Genomic DNA, 17,959 nt, shown 5'->3' on the forward strand with positions numbered 1-17,959 from the left:
ACGCTGATTAAAGGCGAATTTCAACACCGGCAGTGATAAAACGTGGCAGCCCTACACGGATACCTTGGGGGCGGCGTGTGGCGATGTAGCGCTCATCGCTAAGGTTTTTGACAGATACATTGAAGTGTGTATTCCAGCGTTTTACAGCATAGCCTAGTGTAGCATCAAAAATAGTATAAGCATCTAATTTGCCGATACGGCCATTGGCACTAGGGGTTATAGTATTCAACACATCAGTGAACTGCTCACCTACGTGGGTAGCCGTTAGGCGCAAATCAAAACCGAAAGGTGCTTGCCAAGTAAAGGCGCTTGAGAGCAACCACTGAGGCGCATAGGGCGTGCGGTTGCCGCTGATATTAGTGCCTTCTACCCCAGCGCTTAGGCTTTGGCCAATAAAGCGGTCTTTATTGAAAAAGGCATCTGTATAAGTAGCGTTTAGGTCGAGCACAAGGCGGTGGTTAAGGTTGGCGATTTTACCAAAGTCGATGTTAAAAGCTCCCTCAATGCCTCGGTGTGTAGTTTCGCCACCATTGATAAGGCCAGCACCGGCGCCTCCCGAAGATTCAGAAACGGGAATAATCTGATTTTCAAAATCCATATAAAAGCCCGTAAACTCTATATGAGCAAAATTGCTGATATTGCTGCGGAAGCCTAGCTCATAGTTCCAGCTTAGCTCAGCATCCAGCTCAAAAACCTCTCCGGTAGCAGAGATGGCATCTTTCACACGTGGAGGGGAGAACCCACGGTGTGCGCCTGCAAAAATACTGGTGTTTTCACCTAGGTTATAGTTGGCTCCAATACCTGGGATAAGGCTGGTAATATTGTTTTCGCTTCTGACTCCTACAAGGTTGTTGTTGTTGAGTAAGATATTGCGCTCATAGTTGTAAAACTCAGCTCGTAGTCCGGGCGTTACAGAAAAGCGCTCACTGAAGTGTAGGGCGTTTTGAGCATAGAGGCTATAAGCAATGCCCGTACGGATTTCGTCGTCGCGTAGGCGGCCTGTGCGGGCGCTGGCGCTGGCACCATCAATGCGCTGCTCCAAGGCACGCTCATACATTGCCCTAGCACCTATGTGTAGACGGTTTTCGATATTACCGAAGTAGTAAGTACCCGCCAGTTGTGTTTCGATACCAGCTACCTCAAAACTACGGTTACGGTGGGCGTTCTGGTCGCGCATGTAGATAGCCCCATTAGGGGTATTTATATCACCCCAAACAACCCCCGTAGGATTGGGCACTGGAGCATAGGCAAAGTCTTGACGTTGCCAGTTGCGGCTGGTGGTATTGGCAAAAGCAGTAGTTTTAAGCGAGAAGCGCTCGCTAAATTCCCACTGGTGGGTTACGCTTGCCGCATAACGGCGTACATTGAGGCGGTCGTCGGGGGCAAGGCGGGCAAAGTCAAACTCATCACTAGCATCATACATTGTTTGGGTAATGCCGATATAAGTGGCATTAGATACTTCATTATAAAGTGACAACTTGACACCTACCGAAGACTTATCGCCGGTACGGAACTTGAACTTAGTGTTGAAATCACTGATTTCAAAGCCTACCAAGCCGACATCATCAGCGCGTTTGTAGAGATAATTGACTTGATAACCTACATTGCCGATGGTATTGCCATAGCCTACCAAGCCGCTGAAATAGCCCCCTTGGCCGGCGCGTAGTTTTACGTTCAGCTCTTGGTTTTGGGGAGGATCTGCGGTAATGTAATTGATTACCCCACCGACAGTTTGCGGGCCATACATAATCTGTCCGCTGCCTTTGAGTACTTCTACACCTATCATCCGATCCATCACAGGGGTGTAGTACATCTCTGGCTCACCATAAGGATTAAGCGCCACAGGAATGCCGTCTTCGAGCATCAAGACGTTGCGGCTGCGGTCGGGGTCAAGTCCGCGTATACCCACATTCACGCGCATCCCAAGTCCCTCTTCATCTACTACGTGTAGGCCGGGGGCGCGGCGAAACACCTCATTGCCACTGATAGGCGCTAGAAGGTTTAACTCGCGAGCACTGATAAAGCTGACAGCACCCGGAATTTCTTTGAAAAGCCCTTCCTTGCCGCCTAAGACAACAATCTGAGGCATATCGTACCTCTTCAGAGAGTCGAGCGGGTCTGGGGTTTGTGTCGTGGCAATTACTTTGCTCGTCGAGGTGGTATAGCTCTTGGCTTCTTGTGCCACTAATGGGTCGAGACTCCCAAGGATTAGCGCAAGTGTTAGAAAAGAGAAGTATTGAAAGCGCATAATGAGTTGTGTTTAATTTGTTTTAGACTCAATTCAAATAGAGTTTGCGAGGGCAAAACTAAAAATTATTTAGACTGATTACAAATAAATTAAAAAAAAACTCCTGAATGCTGCGGTAAATTCCTCAGAATGTGCTTGGTAGAAGTTGCTTACCGACTTCCAAAAGCCACAACGCTTGTATTTCCTTTGTGTGTGTCTCTATCTTTATACTATACAAAGCCTGCTGCCTATACCAATGACACTATATTTTGAGGCCATCACCTCAACATACAGCCATCTTTGATACAAATACCCTGAAATATGCCTATATTTGCCCTCGGCTTTGGGTGCTTTAGATGGCTCAAAAGGGAATCCGGTGAAATTCCGGGACAGCCCCCGCTGCTGTAACTCGGCTGTTAGGTCTCGGCCTAAACACAGAAGTGATACTGATGATTTATACAATCCACTGACTACTAGCTAGTTGGGAAGGGTGTCAGTATTCCGAGAAGTCAGAAGACCTGCCCTTGCCTATGGTTTCACACTTACTTTCGGGGTGAAAAGTACAGATGACAAACAAACAAAAAACGCGCACAGCCCAAATTACTTGGGGCTGGCTTGGGGCATTATTGGCTGCCCTCTTTATTTTTCAGGCTTGTAATACCGCCGATACTCGCCAAGAGGCCAAGAATCAGGGAGCTGTTGCCGTAACAGATACGCTACATTTGCAGGTACAGTATGCCCAAAACTTTAGTATCCACTACATCTCCGGCTACCCTGTATTGCACATTGGGCAAAGCGCTCAAGACAGCACGGCGCAAATCCAACTAGCCCTCGTTCCTCATCAGGCCGAAGTACCTGCTGCCCTACAAGGCAGCAACTACCAAATTATCCGCACTCCTGTCAGCAGGGCAGTGGCAGCGTCCCATACCCACTTGGCTATGTTTGAGGTACTAGAAGGCTTAGACGCAGTGGTAGGATTGACAGAGGCCGACTATCTCCCACACGAAGGACTACAAGCAGCCCTAAAACAAGGGAAAGTAGCGGAGGTAGGCAAGGGGGGAAGCCTGAACCACGAACTGGTATTGGCACAACAGCCTCAGGTGTTGATAGCCTCTGTCGTTCAGGTCCAAAGTCTCAAGGGAATGAATGCCCTAGAGCAAGCCGGTATTACGATAGTGCCTAATGGCGACTGGTTAGAAGCCTCGCCCTTGGGTCGTGCGGAATGGCTCAAGGTTTTTGGCTTACTCTTGGGCAAGCCTACTAAGGCACAAGCTTGTTTTGAGGCAATTACCCAACGCTACGACTCCTTGCAGCGCCTCGTCAAGGCCCTGCCCCCAAGCAAACCCCGCCCCTTGGTCTTGACTGACCTGCCCTACAAAGGGACTTGGTATGTACCTGCTGGCCAAAGTTATGTGGCTACCTTGCTCAAAGATGCCGGTGCAGACTACCCCTGGGCCGATACACAAGGCACGGGCAGCCTCGCGCTCGACTTTGAAGCGGTGTATGCCAAGGCCCAACAAGCAGACCTTTGGCTTAATACCAGCTCGGCTAGGCAACTCGCTGATATTCAGACACAAGACCCGCGATTGGCCAATTTTAAGCCCTTTGTCCAAAAACAAGTGTACAACAATAACCGGCATACAACTACCAAAGGTGGTAGCACGTATTTTATGCAGGGAATAGTGGAGCCACACCTTATCTTGGCAGACCTCATCAGTATCATCCACCCAGAGCTACTGCCCAAGCATCAGCAGGTGTATTACCATCAACTTCCCTGATTTTGTACGCAATCTATTACCTAATAGCACTTGTTATGCTTGTACACGAAAGCTTTTTTGAGATTGGAGTTCTTTGAAGATTCCAAGAGGATAGATCTCTATTGGTTGGCCGCTACCACGCGGATAACTGAGCGACAATACCAAGAGGAGTGCCTAAAATATGTAGGATTGTTTACCACACCATACTTTGGCAATCAGCCAGATGCAATCAATTGGCTAGACAGTCAAGCCTGAGTATATTAACGCTACCGCCCAAGAACAAATGAGCAAACTACCCACTTACGAAGCCTCCACAAATACCATAGCCCCTCCCAAGCTGCGCCAAGCTTGGTTTTGGGGCTTGGGAGTATTGATGGTACTGGCCTTTGTATTGGATGTGGCATTAGGTTCGGTTTGGATTCCGCCGGAGGCGATTATACGTAGCCTATTGGGGGACACACAAGTACCCCCAATATGGGTCAACATCATCTACCATTTGCGGTTGCCCCGCGCCTTGACAACAGCCCTAGCCGGCGCAGCGCTGGCTGTCAGTGGGTTACAAATGCAGACCTTGTTTCAAAACCCTCTGGCAGGACCGTCGGTATTGGGTATCAGTGCCGGAGCCGGACTAGGGGTGGCCATCGTGGTCTTTGGTTCGGGCTTGAGCCTTTCTACTGCCAGCGCAGCACAAGGGGGATTTTCGGTCATTGTGGCGGCGATGTTGGGGGCAATGGCTGTACTGCTGTTGATGTTGTTTTTGGCACGGAGGGTATCCGATATTGTGGTACTTTTGATTGTGGGGGTGATGGTAGGGCAGCTCAGCGGTGCGTTGGTCAGCATTGGGCAATACTTCAGCCATCCCGAACAGATACAAAGTTATCTGGTCTGGACTTTTGGCAATACGGGCGCAGTATCGGGGGTGCAGCTCTATTGGCTTGCCGCCTGCGTATTGCTAGGCTTAGGAGGTACTTGGCTCTCGGCCAAACACCTCAATGCCTTACTCTTGGGCGAAACTTATGCACAGAGCCTAGGGCTGCCTTTGATGCGGCTACGGTTGGTAGTGATTCTTATGACTGGTTTGATGACCGGCAGCGTAACCGCCTTTTGCGGGCCTATTGCCTTTATCGGCATTGCAGTCCCACATCTGGTGCGCACCCTCTTGCGCAGCACCAATCACCAGTGGCTGGTGCCCGCAACGGCCTTGGGCGGTGCTGGGCTGCTCTTGCTCTGCGATGTTGTCAGTAAATTGCCGGGAAGTCAAATCAGCCTGCCTCTAAACGCCATTACCGCCCTTATTGGTGCGCCAGTGGTGATATATGTGTTGCTGAACGTGAGGCGATTGAGGCATTGAGATGATAAAATCAGGTGTAGTGCTTGCCACTTGCATAACGGTGGTGTATCGCAAAAAGATGCATCCCATAAAGATAAAACACAATATTTAGCCTAGCTTTTTGAGTATGAATACATCAGACATTTCCGCAGGGCCTGTGCCCAATGCTGCCATCGATACCCAGTGCCTGAGCATAGGCTACGGGCAGCGGGTCTTGGAGCGCGGCTTGTCTTTGTCTTTGCTAGCAGGGGAACTGACTTGCCTGATAGGAATCAATGGGGTCGGGAAATCAACCTTGTTGCGCTCGCTCGCCGGCCTACAGGCGCCGCTAGGCGGGCAAGTTTATTGGGGAGGCGTACCGCTAGACCAACTGAGCACCACACAACGTGCCAAGCATATGGCCTGGGTATCGACGGCTAGGCTGGGCGGCAATGGGATGTCGGTTTATGAGTTGGTGGCCATGGGGCGCTACCCCTATACCAACTGGTGGGGCCGCCATACAACCCAAGACCACCAACAGGTCAGCCAAGCGATGGTCTTGACGGAGACCACACACTTGATTGACCGACCTATACAGACTTTGAGCGATGGCGAACACCAAAAGGTGATGATAGCCAGGGCATTGGCCCAAGACACGCCTGTCTTGATGCTTGATGAGCCTACCGCCCACCTCGACTTGGCCAACAGGGTGATGCTGTTACAGCTATTGCGCCGCCTAGCCCACGAACAGCAGAAAGCCATCTTGTTGACTACCCACGACCTCTCGCTGGCGCTTCAGGCTGCGGATAAACTCTGGCTGATGCAGCCAGAACAAAAACTGATAACGGGCATCCCTGAAGATTTGGTACTGCAAGGGGTGTTTGAACGTATTTTTGCACGCCAAGGTATTGACTTTGACCCTCAAACGGGTTTGTTCAAGATGCCGACCACACAACGCCGCAAAATCGGCCTCCTAGGAGAAGAGGGCATCTCTCTACACTGGACGCGCCAAGCCCTCGAACGGCGAGGGTTCGAGGTGAGCGTCCAACAACAAGAGGCTGTCTGTGTGCAGTTGCATACCCTTGGCCAGCAACCCCAATGGGTTACCAAAACCCACAACAACCAACAAACCCATTATAGCCTTGCGGAGGTAATCGCAGAGGTGGAGGCGCTTTAGCGCTTAATTAATGTGTGGCTGCTGCCCATTAGTTGGCTTTTTGGGAAGGCGGCGTACCTCGTAGAGGTCTTTGCGCCGATCTTGGAGGTTGCGGACGCTACCCCGCAAGTGCAGGTTTTTGAGGAGCTTGAGGTCTACATCTGCTACGATGGTCATCTCGTTGTTGGGAGTGCCTTCGGCAATGATGGCATTCTGAGGGAACGAAAAGTCAGAAGGGGAGAAGATGGCCGACTGCGCATACTGGATGTCCATATTGATGACCTTGGGCAGGTTGCCTACGCTGCCCGCAATGGCTACATAACATTCGTTTTCGATGGCGCGTGCTTTGGAACATATCTGCACACGCTGATAACCACTTTGCATATCTGTAGAAAAAGGAACAAAAAGGATTTCCATCCCCTCATCGGCTAGCAGACGGCTCAGCTCAGGGAACTCTGAGTCATAACAAATCAAAATCCCAATCTTGCCCGCATCCGTCTGAAATACTTGGAGTTGGTTGCCTCCTTGCATTCCCCATTCAGCCACTTCGCTCGGCGTAGGGTGGATTTTGTATTGGGCTTCGCAAGTCCCATCGCGGCGACAGAGATATGACACATTGTAGAGGCTGCCCTCTTCGTATACAGGCATACTGCCGGCAATGATATTGATGTTGTAGCTCAGGGCCAAGTCTACCATTCTCAGGCGAATTTCTTCGGTATGTTGAGCCAGATGGCGGATAGCCTGAGCGCTACCCATTTCGTTGAAGGCGGCCATCAGGGGGGCATTGAAATACTCAGGGAAGAGCACAAAGTCGGCCTTGTAGCCCGAAACTGCATCCACAAAAAACTCCACATTGTCCATAAAAGAGTCAAGTGAAGGCGTATGGCGCATCTGCCACTGTACAACCCCTATGCGCACATTGGTACGGCGGGTGTTGAACGGTGTTTTCTTTTTGGTATAATAGATATTGTGCCACTCAATGAGCGTAGCATACGCATCAGACTCTTGGTCGTAGGGCAGGTAATCTTTCAACACCTTCTTGACGTGGAAACCATTGCTGAGCTGAAAAGTCAACACAGGATCATAGATTTCCTTCATCTTTACTCCTTCAATATATTCCTTGGGAGAGAGTTTGTCTTTGTAAAGGTGGTAGTTGGGCATTCGGCCACCGGCCACAATCGATTTGAGTGCCAGCTTTTCGCATAGTTCCTTGCGCGCATTGTAAAGCCTGCGACCAAGGCGCATCCCTTGGTAATCTTGATGTACGCCTATTTCGATGCCATACAGAATATTGCCATTGGCATTGTGTGTATTGAGGCGGTAATTTCCCGTGATTTCGGCGTAGGTGTGGGTATCTTCTAAATCGTCAGAATCAATCATCAGTGAGAGCGCAAAAGCCACTACGCGGCCTTTGTCAGCAATACAAAGCTGCCCTTCAGGGAAGCTCTTCAGGAGGGTTTCTAGCTGCTCTTTGCGCCATACGCCACCTACCTGATAGATGTTGCGCATCAGCGATACAACGTCTTCATAATCAGTTGATTTCAAGTTGCGAAGAACTAGCTTATGTTCTTCTTCAGAAAGGGTGTTTTGGTCTTGTGTGTGAGACATAACGACAGTAATTTTTTGCTCAATTTAGTCAAAAAAATGCGATTTCCCAAATCATTCAGGTAAATACCTGACAAGCCATACAGCGAATACAAAGCATAATTACAAGAAATAACGTATAGGCTCGCTCAAGCTCATAGCCTAATTTTGTAATCACAAAGTAAGACAAAAAGACACCGTTTCTCTACTACTTGAAAAGATCCGTAATGACAAAGAAAAATACTGCCAAGACGGGGCAACTGCTCCAAGAATTGGCCGAAGTGAATGCAAATATCAAAAAGCAAAAAGCATTGAGGGATGAGCTTATTCGTGAAGTAAGAGCGAAGATTCCCAAACAAAACAACAGTAAATAGTATAGAGTTTGGTTTAGTTTTGATAAATAGGTTTAGTAGTTCAAAAAGCCGCCGGCCCTTGGTCGACGGTTTTTTTCTGTTGATGAGGGCAAGATGAGCAGGGCTCAAGGCCTTAATACAGCGCATATCCTTACTGGTATCAGGTAAATACCCTAGGAAAACCCTGATAACTTGGTGGAAAACCCTGAGCTGGAGTTTATCCCAAAGCCCCTACCTTTGTATTACTAAGTCAGCAATAATATTGCACAGCAACTTAGCCAACACCAGAAAAAATTACCCCTAGGGGTTGATAATAGACTTTAGTTTTGATAATAGGTTTAGTAGAGCAAAAAGCCGCCGGTCTTTGACTGTCGGTTTTTTTGTGTGCCTACTCGGGTAATTGCCCGATGTCTACTCAAGGATTCTGTGTGTATCAAATTCAAGCCTAATACGGACTGGTACTATGATGGCCAAAACCTAACTTTGTAGCATCAAAAAATACAAAGTAATCAATCACTCTAAAAAGCTTCTCAATGAGCCTAAAGAAAAACAAACAGACATTAGACGAGTTGCAAAAAACAATCGATGAGCTGAGACAAATGAAGGACAAGCGGGCGAAAATGCTGGATAAAGTACACCAGATAGAAGAGAGCCTGAAGAAAGCCAAGTAGGCTATAAAAAACAGGAAAACATTGTTTTGGGTTTAGTTTTAAAAAGGTTTAGTAGTATATAAAGCTGATAGCTGCTGGTTATCAGCTTTTTTGGTGCTATTCTTGTTCCAAACATTTAATTGACTTCAGGGTTTTACCTGAGTAAGAAATACGTCTTTTTCGCCAACTATTTGGGGTAAATGACTTATTTCATACACCATAAATACGCGCTAGTTTTGCATCATTAACACACAGTATATCACACACTTCTAAATGTTTTAGGTTATGATGTCTACTAAATCCAACAAAAGCCTTTCAGCAGAGCTTGATAGAATGATTGCAGAAGTAAACAAGCTGAAAGCAATACGCGCTTCAGTACTCAACGAAATAGACCGAGCTTCGATGCCCCACCGCAAAATGCTCAGCAAGTAGTTGCCTTGGGCGGCTTATTTGCGTTATAGTACTTAATCTAATCATTATCAAAACAAATAAAAATGATGACAACACAAACGTTGAAAAACGCACAGGATGAAGTTTTCTTTACCATCACCTACAGGAAAGACCAAGACCTGTTTTATGCCAATTGGATAGGCGCTGATCTTTCTCTTGCCCAAGTACAAGAGGGAGCGCTCTTATTTCTTTCACTTATCAAAGAGAAAGAACAATCAAAGCTGCTCAATGATAACCGCCAACTCATCGGCGTATGGGACGAAGCCAACGATTGGCTGGCTAACGAATGGATGCCACAGGTGATTCAGGCCGGCTTGAGCAAGTTTGCCCATATTTACTCCAAAGATTTTTATGCCAACCTGTCGGCAGAATTTTTGGAGGATAATGCCAAAAAAATCGGAGGGTTTGAAATCAAGCTCTTCGATGACGAGCAAAAAGCCGTTGACTGGCTGATGGCTGACTAGTCAAAAAAAACATATCCAAGCGAGAGGATAGACTAGCCCCGGTATGCTTCAGTACTTGGGGCTGTTTTTTTGGTATAAGGCCTCCAATCGATTCACCATATTCTTGAGCGCAAATCGACGACGCACCGTTTCTTGTGCTTTTTGGGTAATGTCCTTGGCCTCCTGAGGGTTTTGATAAATTCGAAGCAGCTGCTGCCCAATGGCTGGGCCATCTTCAAAAGGCACCACCCAGGCCTGTAAGCCATCTTGGATATACTCCGGAGCTACGCCCGAAAGCGTAACGATTGAGGGTACTCCGGCGGCCATCGCCTCGATATAAATTTGCCCAAAAGCCTCTACCTCAGGGTCTATGGGTACGTGTACGAAGGCTTGCATCAGGGCATAAAAAGCCGCGATATCCCGCTCAAATACAATCTCGCGATAGCTGTCGGCAGGTAGGGTCTGGAGTTTTTGCCGGATAACGCCGGCATAGTCGCCCGTAGCATTGGCCAAGACCAAACAGGCCTCTGGTGCTTGTGTTAGGAGTTGCTCAAAGCCCTCGATGATATACTCAATTCCTTTGAGGTGGATATAGCGCGAAATCACCCCTACTACCCAGCGCCCTTCCGGCAGTTGGTAGCGCTCCCTGAAAGCAGCCACGCGCTCAGGACTGACAGCCTCGAAATGCTCCCACAAAAAGCCGTGATGTATCAGGCTGATTTTCTGCGGAGACACGCGCTCCTTTTCCAACAACACACGCCGTACGTTTTCCGAAATAGCCACAATATCGGTAGAGAGGGCATTGACGGCCTTGTCGTACCAAACCGCCCTCGGGAAGTAACGGTGGTGTAGGGTGGCGTGATGGCGGGTATGGATGCGCTGCCGCACACCGGCCAAACGTGCTGCCAACAGCCCGGCAAGGCTGGCTTCAAAAAGGTGGGTATGTACTGCCGTAGGGCGCAGCTTGCCCAATAGCCGATAAAGCCGCCACACCACGCCCGGGAGCTGGCGCTTGTGGTGGTAGGGCAGCCAAGTGTAAGGAATGTGCTGGGATTCAAAAAAATCGACCAGACGGCAGCGCTCCTCAGGGTTGAGCAGCACAAAATGCAGCCGAAAGCGCGATTTGTCTAGGTGTGTGCTGATCCACTCAAACGCCACCGCATCCGTAACATTAGAAAGCACATAGACAATCAACTGCATCGAATCGTAGGGTTAATGTATAGTAGCTCCGAAGCAAAGAAAGATGGCTTCGGAGCTACTTGATTTATGCCTGAACGCTCAGTTGCTGTAGGGCAAAGCTCAGGCGTTGGCTGACGGCCTCCTTGCCTAGCAGTTCCTGCAAAATCATCAAATCAGGGCCGGCGCCGGCACCTGTGAGCGCAATGCGGAGGGCGGGCATTATCTGGCCTAGTTTGGCTTGCTTAGCCTCTACGGTGTCGTGGAGCAGCTGTTTGATGGCTTCGGCCTCCCAAGTGGCAGGCTGACCGGTATTGAGGGCTTGGCTGTAGGCCTGAATCACCTCGGCAGCGGCAGCAGTCCATTTTTTGGCCACCAACCCGGTGTCGAAGCTAGTAGGTGCTTCGAAGAAAAAGCGGCCTTCGGCCAAAATATCCTGTGGGAAAGTAGCGCGTTCCTTCATCAGCTCACAGATTTGGAGCAGTTGTGTATCGTTGAGCGTGTGCCCCTCTAGCTTGGCGCGGCTGAGGTCGGCACGGAGGTAGGCCAGCAACTCCTCGTTGGTTTTGTTGCGGAGGTACTGTTGGTTGAACCAGTGCGCTTTTTTGATATCAAACTTAGTCCCTGATTTACCAATACGCTCTAGGCTGAAAGTCTCCACCAACTCAGATAGGGTAAACAATTCCTGAGTAGTGCCGGGGTTCCAGCCCAAGAAGGCCAAGAAGTTGGTCAGCGCCTCCGGCAGATAGCCTTCTTCGCGATAACCAGCTACGGCTGTGCCGCTTTCGGGTTCTGTCCAAGCGAGGGGGAAAATGGGGAACCCGTGTTGGTCGGCGTCGCGTTTGCTGAGCTTGCCGTTGCCGTCGGGCTTAAGGATAAGCGGTAGGTGGGCAAATTGCGGCATAGTCGCCTCCCATCCTAGGTATTGGTAGAGCAATACGTGCAGCGGAGCCGAGGGCAGCCACTCTTCCCCACGGATTACGTGGGTGATTTGCATCAGGTGGTCGTCTACCACATTGGCTAGGTGGTAGGTCGGCATCCCGTCCGATTTCATCAGCACCTTGTCGTCGAGGGTCGAAGAGTGTACCATCACCCATCCGCGCACGATGTCGTGTAGGCGAATTTCCTCTTTGCGGGGCATTTTGATACGGATGACATAAGGCTCGCCCGAGTCGAGGCGCTCCTGCACCTCATCGGCGGGGAGGGTCAGGGAATTTTTCATCTGCATCCGTGTGATGGCGTTGTACTGTGGCGATTTGACCTTGGCCGCCGTCAGGCGCTTGCGCATCTCATCGAGCTCCTCGGCGGTATCGAAGGCATAATAGGCCTTGCCTTCGTCTACAAGGCGCTGCGCATACTCACGGTACATCGGCTTGCGCTCCGACTGGCGGTAGGGGCTATGTGGGCCTCCGTGTAGCGGCGACTCATCGGGCGTGAGCCCTAGCCACTCCAAAGCCTCAAAAATATAATTCTCCGCCCCGGGCACAAAGCGCGTCTGGTCGGTGTCTTCTATACGGATTAGAAACTTACCGCCTTGTTGCTTGGCAAACAGGTAGTTGTATAGCGCGGTGCGCACACCGCCAATGTGCAGTGCCCCGGTGGGGCTAGGAGCAAATCGTACGCGTACTTCTCGATTCATATCTTGGGGGTAGCAATAAAAATGTAAGGTTAAGGAAATTGGTATAGAGATAACCCATAACCCAACAGGCTTGTTATCTCCCCAGCAACCCTAATGTGTGAACTAAACAGTGCCGCAAAGGTACAAAAACCTAGTCGGACTTCATAGACCACAGCGGTTTTGAAAATCCAACTCCCTTGCTCCGCCCCCTTGCTCACCTGCGGATATTTGAGTAATATTACATACTACCAAGCAACATGTAATGATGGCCTTTGTATTGCGCACCCTACACAAAATACAAAGCGGTGAGGGCTCCCCAGTGTCTTAGAAATCCCGAAGGTGGTCTTGGTAGAGTTGCTGACCAATGCATTGATTCATCGCGACTATTTTATTCGTGATACAATCAAGCTTTTTGTATTTCAGAATAGGGTCGAAATCATCAGCCCCGGTAAATTGCCCAACAACCTCACACTTGAACAGGCCAAAAGGGGGATTCGCAAAAAACGCAACGACATCCTCGACTCCCTCGCCCCAGAGTTGCTTCAATACAAAGGAGCTGAGAGCGGTATTTTGCGGGCACTCAAAGCGCACCCACACATTGAGTTTGTCAACGATACCGAAGCCGAACAGTTTACAGCCATCATCTACTGGCCAGATTTGGGTGTGTAGCCGCTTTCGCCACGGATGCACGAATGGCTAGTTGTTTATTTGGTAGTCGGTTTTTAGAAAAAGCGAGATGTGCCCTAAAACTCTATCCGACAATTCAATTCGGCAAAAGTACCTTGATTTTGTCTTGCCCTGCTTCGCTCAATTGATTTTCGGAGCAGTTAGGTTGAAACATATCTATGAGCGGGTTATTTATGACGATTTTAGCTTTGTAAAGACTAAGAAAACTCTACTAAACACTTTAGACAAAGATAGTACAAAATGAGAGCTGTTTTTGCTTGGGTATAGTGGAATTTTAGCGGGTATTTTCAGGCCATCAATAATAAAGGGGAAGGATGTTTTTGGCCAAGAGCCAGAGCGGTATGTTGTTTAGCACCTTAGCCCCAGACCTCTCCAAGAGTTTGACGGAAGAGCTCGTTGAGTTGGGTGGTATCAGGTAAGGTGATAGGTGTTAGGGTCTGTAGGTAGGCATTGTAGTCTTCAATCTCTTGTGCCAAAAAGTCATTGAGCAACTGAGGCCTCGTTTCACCCCCAAAGTGAGACTTAGCCCGCAGTTTTAACTGTGGGATTTGAAAAATGTCCAATGGTGTGGATTGTCTGGTAGTGTTTGCTGGTTATTTCGACCTGACCGATGTCATTTTGAGCCTAATTCTTGTGGGCTAGCTTTGTAACATCAATACCAAACCCACACACAATGCCATTAAAACCACAAACCTATCAGACTGTATCTGCCGAAGAGGCGGTAGCGCTCATCCAATCTGGGCAACATATCTTTGTACATGGCGCTGCAGCTACACCACAAACCCTGCTCGAAGCCCTAGCCGCAAGGGCAGGTGAGCTGTCAGAGGTTACCATACACCATATCCATATCGAAGGCACGGCTCCACACGCCCAACCAGAATGCCGTAAGGCTTTTCGGGTCAATAACTTTTTTGTGGGCAAAAATACCCGTGCCGCCGTCAATGAAGGCGCGGCAGATTATGTGCCTATTTTTTTGAGTGAAATCCCGTTGTTGTTCCGACGCGGTATCGTCGCCCTCGATGTAGCGCTTTTGCAAGTATCTCCTCCCGATGCCCACGGATATTGTAGCCTAGGCACTTCGGTCGATGTAGCCTTGGCGGCAGCCCAGACTGCCCGCATACTCATTGCGGAGGTGAACCCACAAATGCCACGCACACACGGCGACGGCAACATCCATATCAGCAAATTTCACAAACTAGTAGCCGTAGACCGCCCCCTCATACAGCACCCCGTCAAGCCTTTGAGTGAGGTAGAGCGCCGTATTGGGCATCACGTAGCCTCTCTGATTGACAACGGAGCCACCTTACAGATGGGTATTGGCGCTATCCCGAATGCCGTACTCGAAGCCCTCCTACACCATAAAGCCTTAGGAGTACATACAGAGATGTTTTCCGATGGGCTGATTCCTTTGGTAGAAGCCGGCGTGGTTACCAATGAGCATAAAGAAAAACACCGCCGCCATATTGTATCGGGCTTTGTAGTTGGCTCGCAGCAGGTCTACGATTTTATAGACGACAACCCGCTGGTGCGGTTGTTAGACATCGCGTATGTCAATGATACAGCTGTTATCCGACAAAACCCCAAGGTAGTGGCCATCAATAGCGCTATAGAGGTAGACCTCAGCGGTCAAGTAGTGTCTGATTCTATCGGAACGCGTATTTATTCAGGGGTTGGTGGGCAGATGGATTTCATCAGGGGGGCGGCGCTCTCCGACGGTGGAAAGCCCGTTATCGCCCTACCCTCTACTACTTCTAAGGGACTTAGCCGCATTACAGGGCTGCTCAATGCTGGAGGGGGCGTGGTAACTACCCGTGCGCATGTACACTATGTCGTTACCGAATATGGCATCGCTTACCTCTATGGTCGTAGTCTCCGCGAAAGAGCCAAAGCCCTTATCAATATAGCCCATCCTGACCATCGTGAAAACCTCCAAAAGCAAGCACGCCAAACTTGGGGGCTATCGCTATAACCTTGCTGGGTGGAGAGAGGCTTTGGTGCAATCAGCTGATAAGCTCAAAAACAATGAGTTAGCTTAGGGTATGTACCAAGGCCTCACAATTTTCTTTGCTCCAATAGCCTATACCACATTTTTGATAAAGAAGCGACTTATTGCCCTCATACACACAAAGATTGTACATTGCGGGGCCTCTGGCCTGAATGCGCTCTATCTTGAAGGCTACTTGACTGAGCGGAAGCCGCAGCATTTGTGGGCTGTCGTAGTCAAAATACTGTATTTCACAGGTATTTTGTGCTTTGTCAATCCTGATTTGGGAGATAAAATAGCGCACCCACCGTCGGAAGGAAAAATAACTTACAAAGCCGATGCTTATCCAAAAGGCGGCAAAGAATAAAATTGGCGAGTCCAAATAAACACCAAAACCAATCAGCAACACTACTTGCAGGCCTAATGACCAGAGTATCAGCCGCCAGCTCGTATAGGCATATATTCTTTGTTGGAGAGGGGGATAGGGAATCCCGCTTTCGTAAACAGTGGTTGGGTACCTAAGCAGATAAATAAGAGGGGGATAAGCCTCCTAAACAAGGTAGTACGTAAACGCTGAAAATAGGATGCAACCCAACGGCCTGTTAAGATTATTTGGATAAGAAAAACACCGCCATTTGCTTGGAGTTTGAGATGGTATCTCGGGCTAGCGGGGGGCACTCAGTTTCTGTCCGGCGCGGCTATGATTCGCTTGATGGCTTTGTAGAGGTCATCGTTTTTTCGGAGGATGCCAAATCGCTCTCGCCCTAATAGTCTTAGCGTCTGGCAATGACATCATCGGTGTCTTTGGTTTTTTCGTTACTGCGTCCCCTCTTATAGGATACCAAGCCGGCAAGCATCTAGGTGATGTAGCTGCTTGCTGGCTGATGTGATAAAAAAAATTATGTTAAATAAAAAATTCCTCAAACCCTTCATTCAGCCCTTGCCATTGGGCAATCCATTGCTGGGCTTCGGTACTTTGCAAATAGCCATACAAAGCCTGTATAGATTCATAAAGCACTTCATCCTTGGTAGCGAAGGGGACTTGTTGGCGGACGAGCTGCATCAGCGACTCTAGGGGGGCAGTACTCTGCAGGGGGCGGCGAAACTCAAGGGCTTGTGCCGCATAGAGCAGCTCTATGGCTTGGATGAAGGCCAGGTTGTCGAGTACTTGGTGGAGCTTGCGTCCGCTGATAGAGCCCATCGAGACGTGATCTTCTTGGCCCAGCGAAGTAGGGATACTATCGGCAGAGGCAGGGAAGCACAGCGATTTGTTTTCGGATACCAAGGCCGCCGTGGTATATTGAGGAATCATAAAGCCTGAGTTGAGCCCGGTTTCTTTTAAGAGCAGCTTGGGCAGCCCATAGCGTCCTTCGAGCATAAGATAGCAGCGCCTATCAGCGATATTACCCAGCTCAGCGGCGGCGAGGGTGGCATAGTCTAGCGGCAGGGCAAGCGGCTGCCCGTGGAAATTGCCTCCACTGATGGCCTCTTCGGCACTCAAGACGACGGGGTTGTCAGTAACGGCGTTTAGCTCTATGGTAGTCAGTTGCTTGAGTTGTAGCCAAGCTTGGCGGGAGGCGCCGTGTACTTGCGGCATACAACGCAAGGAGTAGGGATCTTGCACACGGTCGCAGTCTGCGTGTGCACTGACAATGGCCGAGCCCTCTAACAATCGGCTGAGGCGCTGTGCTACTAGGCGGTTGCCTTCAAAAGGTCGCAGGGCGTGCAGGCGGGCATCAAAAGGCTTGGCCGAACCCATCAGCGCTTCGACAGAGAGCGCCCCAATCATATCAGCCCACTCTAGGGCGCGGTGTAAGCGCTCCACCCCCTCGATGGCGTGTGCTAGAATAAACTGGGTGCCATTGATGAGCCCCAAGCCTTCTTTGGCGCTTAGCTGTAGGGGGGCGAGGCCGTGTTGTTGTAGGGCGGCGGCTGTGGGCATCCGCTCTCCTTGGTGATAAACCTCTCCTAGGCCGATCAGCGGCAGGAACAAGTGCGCCAGCGGAGCCAAATCGCCCGATGCGCCCACAGACCCTTTCTCCGGAACTACAGGCAGCACATCAGCCTCCAGATGCCACAAAATCCGCTCTACTGTACTGAGTTGCACTCCAGAATAGCCTTGTGCCAAAGCCTGTACTTTGGTGAGCAGCATCAGCCGTACCAGAGAAGGTTTTAAGGGCGTGCCTACCCCTACACTATGGCTTTTGAGCAGGTTGTGTTGTAGTTCGCGGGTTTGGTCAGCTGAGATGAGGGTGTCGCAAAGTGGCCCAAAGCCAGTATTGATGCCATAGACCCGCACGCCAGCTGCTACAATCGCCGCTACTTGGGCTTGGCTGCGCAAAAGGTTTTCGCGAGCAGCCGCAGGCAAATGCCCCTTTAAGCTTCCATCGCGCAAGGCCAAAGCCTTGGCTACTGTCAAGGTGTCGATTCCGTATGCAAACATAATACTGTCAGGTTTTTGTTGTTAAAAAATGTTGTTGATAGATAACGAATCTTTACAAAGGTAGCAGATAAGTCTAATTTTTTGTGAATGATTTTTAGGACGATATAGCGGAAATGGCTACA

General features: G+C 49.6%; 17 protein-coding genes and 1 riboswitch. Of the genes, 10 read left to right on the forward strand and 7 right to left on the reverse strand.

Going from position 1 to position 17,959, the window contains the following annotated elements; translation table 11 throughout:
* Window positions 1-7: 7 nt before the first annotated feature.
* Entirely contained in the window at window positions 8-2,248 is a 2,241-nt protein-coding gene (locus tag G499_RS19145; protein ID WP_051296066.1) for a TonB-dependent receptor family protein, read from the reverse strand.
* Between the two features lie 307 nt (window positions 2,249-2,555).
* Window positions 2,556-2,767: riboswitch (cobalamin riboswitch) on the forward strand.
* Between the two features lie 26 nt (window positions 2,768-2,793).
* Between G499_RS19145 and G499_RS0107740 the strand changes: the two genes are divergently transcribed.
* The 3 genes from G499_RS0107740 to G499_RS0107750 all read left to right on the forward strand — a co-directional run bounded on the left by G499_RS0107740 (window position 2,794) and on the right by G499_RS0107750 (window position 6,470).
* Window positions 2,794-4,005, forward strand: a complete 1,212-nt coding sequence (locus G499_RS0107740; protein WP_026999474.1) for an ABC transporter substrate-binding protein — start codon at window positions 2,794-2,796, stop codon at window positions 4,003-4,005.
* 262 nt (window positions 4,006-4,267) lie between these two features.
* A complete protein-coding gene (locus G499_RS0107745) occupies window positions 4,268-5,335 on the forward strand; it encodes a FecCD family ABC transporter permease (protein ID WP_081413690.1) in 1,068 nt (355 codons plus the stop codon).
* A gap of 106 nt (window positions 5,336-5,441) precedes the next feature.
* Window positions 5,442-6,470 (forward strand): ABC transporter ATP-binding protein, encoded by a 1,029-nt coding sequence (locus G499_RS0107750; RefSeq protein WP_081413691.1) that lies wholly within the window; start codon window positions 5,442-5,444, stop codon window positions 6,468-6,470.
* A 3-nt stretch (window positions 6,471-6,473) separates the two neighbouring features.
* On the opposite strand, the gene G499_RS0107755 is transcribed toward G499_RS0107750, so the two are convergent.
* A complete protein-coding gene (locus tag G499_RS0107755) occupies window positions 6,474-8,057 on the reverse strand; it encodes a bifunctional GNAT family N-acetyltransferase/carbon-nitrogen hydrolase family protein (RefSeq protein WP_026999477.1) in 1,584 nt (527 codons plus the stop codon).
* A gap of 203 nt (window positions 8,058-8,260) precedes the next feature.
* On the opposite strand from G499_RS0107755, the gene G499_RS21730 reads away from it, so the two are divergent.
* The 4 genes from G499_RS21730 to G499_RS0107775 all read left to right on the forward strand — a co-directional run bounded on the left by G499_RS21730 (window position 8,261) and on the right by G499_RS0107775 (window position 9,950).
* A complete protein-coding gene (locus tag G499_RS21730) occupies window positions 8,261-8,407 on the forward strand; it encodes a hypothetical protein (RefSeq protein WP_154658358.1) in 147 nt (48 codons plus the stop codon).
* A gap of 512 nt (window positions 8,408-8,919) precedes the next feature.
* Window positions 8,920-9,057: a hypothetical protein gene (locus tag G499_RS21735; protein ID WP_154658359.1), complete on the forward strand. Its 138-nt coding sequence runs from the start codon at window positions 8,920-8,922 to the stop codon at window positions 9,055-9,057.
* 264 nt (window positions 9,058-9,321) lie between these two features.
* Window positions 9,322-9,468 carry a hypothetical protein gene (locus G499_RS21740; protein ID WP_154658360.1) on the forward strand — a complete coding sequence of 49 codons (147 nt, stop codon included), beginning with the start codon at window positions 9,322-9,324 and terminating at the stop codon, window positions 9,466-9,468.
* A gap of 62 nt (window positions 9,469-9,530) precedes the next feature.
* Entirely contained in the window at window positions 9,531-9,950 is a 420-nt protein-coding gene (locus tag G499_RS0107775; RefSeq protein ID WP_154658361.1) for a hypothetical protein, read from the forward strand.
* A gap of 48 nt (window positions 9,951-9,998) precedes the next feature.
* On the opposite strand, the gene G499_RS0107780 is transcribed toward G499_RS0107775, so the two are convergent.
* Window positions 9,999-11,129, reverse strand: a complete 1,131-nt coding sequence (locus tag G499_RS0107780) for a glycosyltransferase family 4 protein (RefSeq protein ID WP_026999479.1) — start codon at window positions 11,127-11,129, stop codon at window positions 9,999-10,001.
* A gap of 64 nt (window positions 11,130-11,193) precedes the next feature.
* Window positions 11,194-12,744: a glutamate--tRNA ligase gene (gltX, locus tag G499_RS0107785; RefSeq protein ID WP_026999480.1), complete on the reverse strand. Its 1,551-nt coding sequence runs from the start codon at window positions 12,742-12,744 to the stop codon at window positions 11,194-11,196.
* 324 nt (window positions 12,745-13,068) lie between these two features.
* Between gltX and G499_RS0107790 the strand changes: the two genes are divergently transcribed.
* Complete coding sequence (locus G499_RS0107790; RefSeq protein WP_026999481.1) at window positions 13,069-13,392, forward strand: ATP-binding protein; 324 nt, start codon at window positions 13,069-13,071, stop codon at window positions 13,390-13,392.
* Window positions 13,393-13,766: 374 nt separating this feature from the next.
* Here G499_RS0107790 and G499_RS0107800 read toward each other — a convergent pair whose 3' ends face one another.
* The gene (locus tag G499_RS0107800) at window positions 13,767-13,973 is read right to left on the reverse strand and encodes a hypothetical protein (protein WP_026999483.1); all 207 of its coding nucleotides are present in this window, start codon (window positions 13,971-13,973) and stop codon (window positions 13,767-13,769) included.
* 110 nt (window positions 13,974-14,083) lie between these two features.
* Here G499_RS0107800 and G499_RS0107805 point away from each other — a divergent pair, with 110 nt between their 5' ends.
* Window positions 14,084-15,379, forward strand: coding sequence for an acetyl-CoA hydrolase/transferase family protein (locus tag G499_RS0107805; protein WP_026999484.1), 1,296 nt, complete (start codon window positions 14,084-14,086; stop codon window positions 15,377-15,379).
* Between the two features lie 58 nt (window positions 15,380-15,437).
* Here the strand turns inward: G499_RS0107805 and G499_RS0107810 are convergent, their stop codons facing one another.
* Entirely contained in the window at window positions 15,438-15,803 is a 366-nt protein-coding gene (locus G499_RS0107810) for a hypothetical protein (RefSeq protein WP_026999485.1), read from the reverse strand.
* A gap of 203 nt (window positions 15,804-16,006) precedes the next feature.
* Between G499_RS0107810 and G499_RS21745 the strand changes: the two genes are divergently transcribed.
* Window positions 16,007-16,162 carry a hypothetical protein gene (locus G499_RS21745; protein WP_154658363.1) on the forward strand — a complete coding sequence of 52 codons (156 nt, stop codon included), beginning with the start codon at window positions 16,007-16,009 and terminating at the stop codon, window positions 16,160-16,162.
* A 136-nt stretch (window positions 16,163-16,298) separates the two neighbouring features.
* Here G499_RS21745 and hutH read toward each other — a convergent pair whose 3' ends face one another.
* Window positions 16,299-17,837 carry a histidine ammonia-lyase gene (gene hutH / locus G499_RS0107820; protein WP_035726924.1) on the reverse strand — a complete coding sequence of 513 codons (1,539 nt, stop codon included), beginning with the start codon at window positions 17,835-17,837 and terminating at the stop codon, window positions 16,299-16,301.
* Window positions 17,838-17,959: the final 122 nt, after the last annotated feature.

The organism is Eisenibacter elegans DSM 3317 (genome assembly GCF_000430505.1).
GTDB classification, from domain to species: Bacteria; Bacteroidota; Bacteroidia; order Cytophagales; family Microscillaceae; genus Eisenibacter; species Eisenibacter elegans.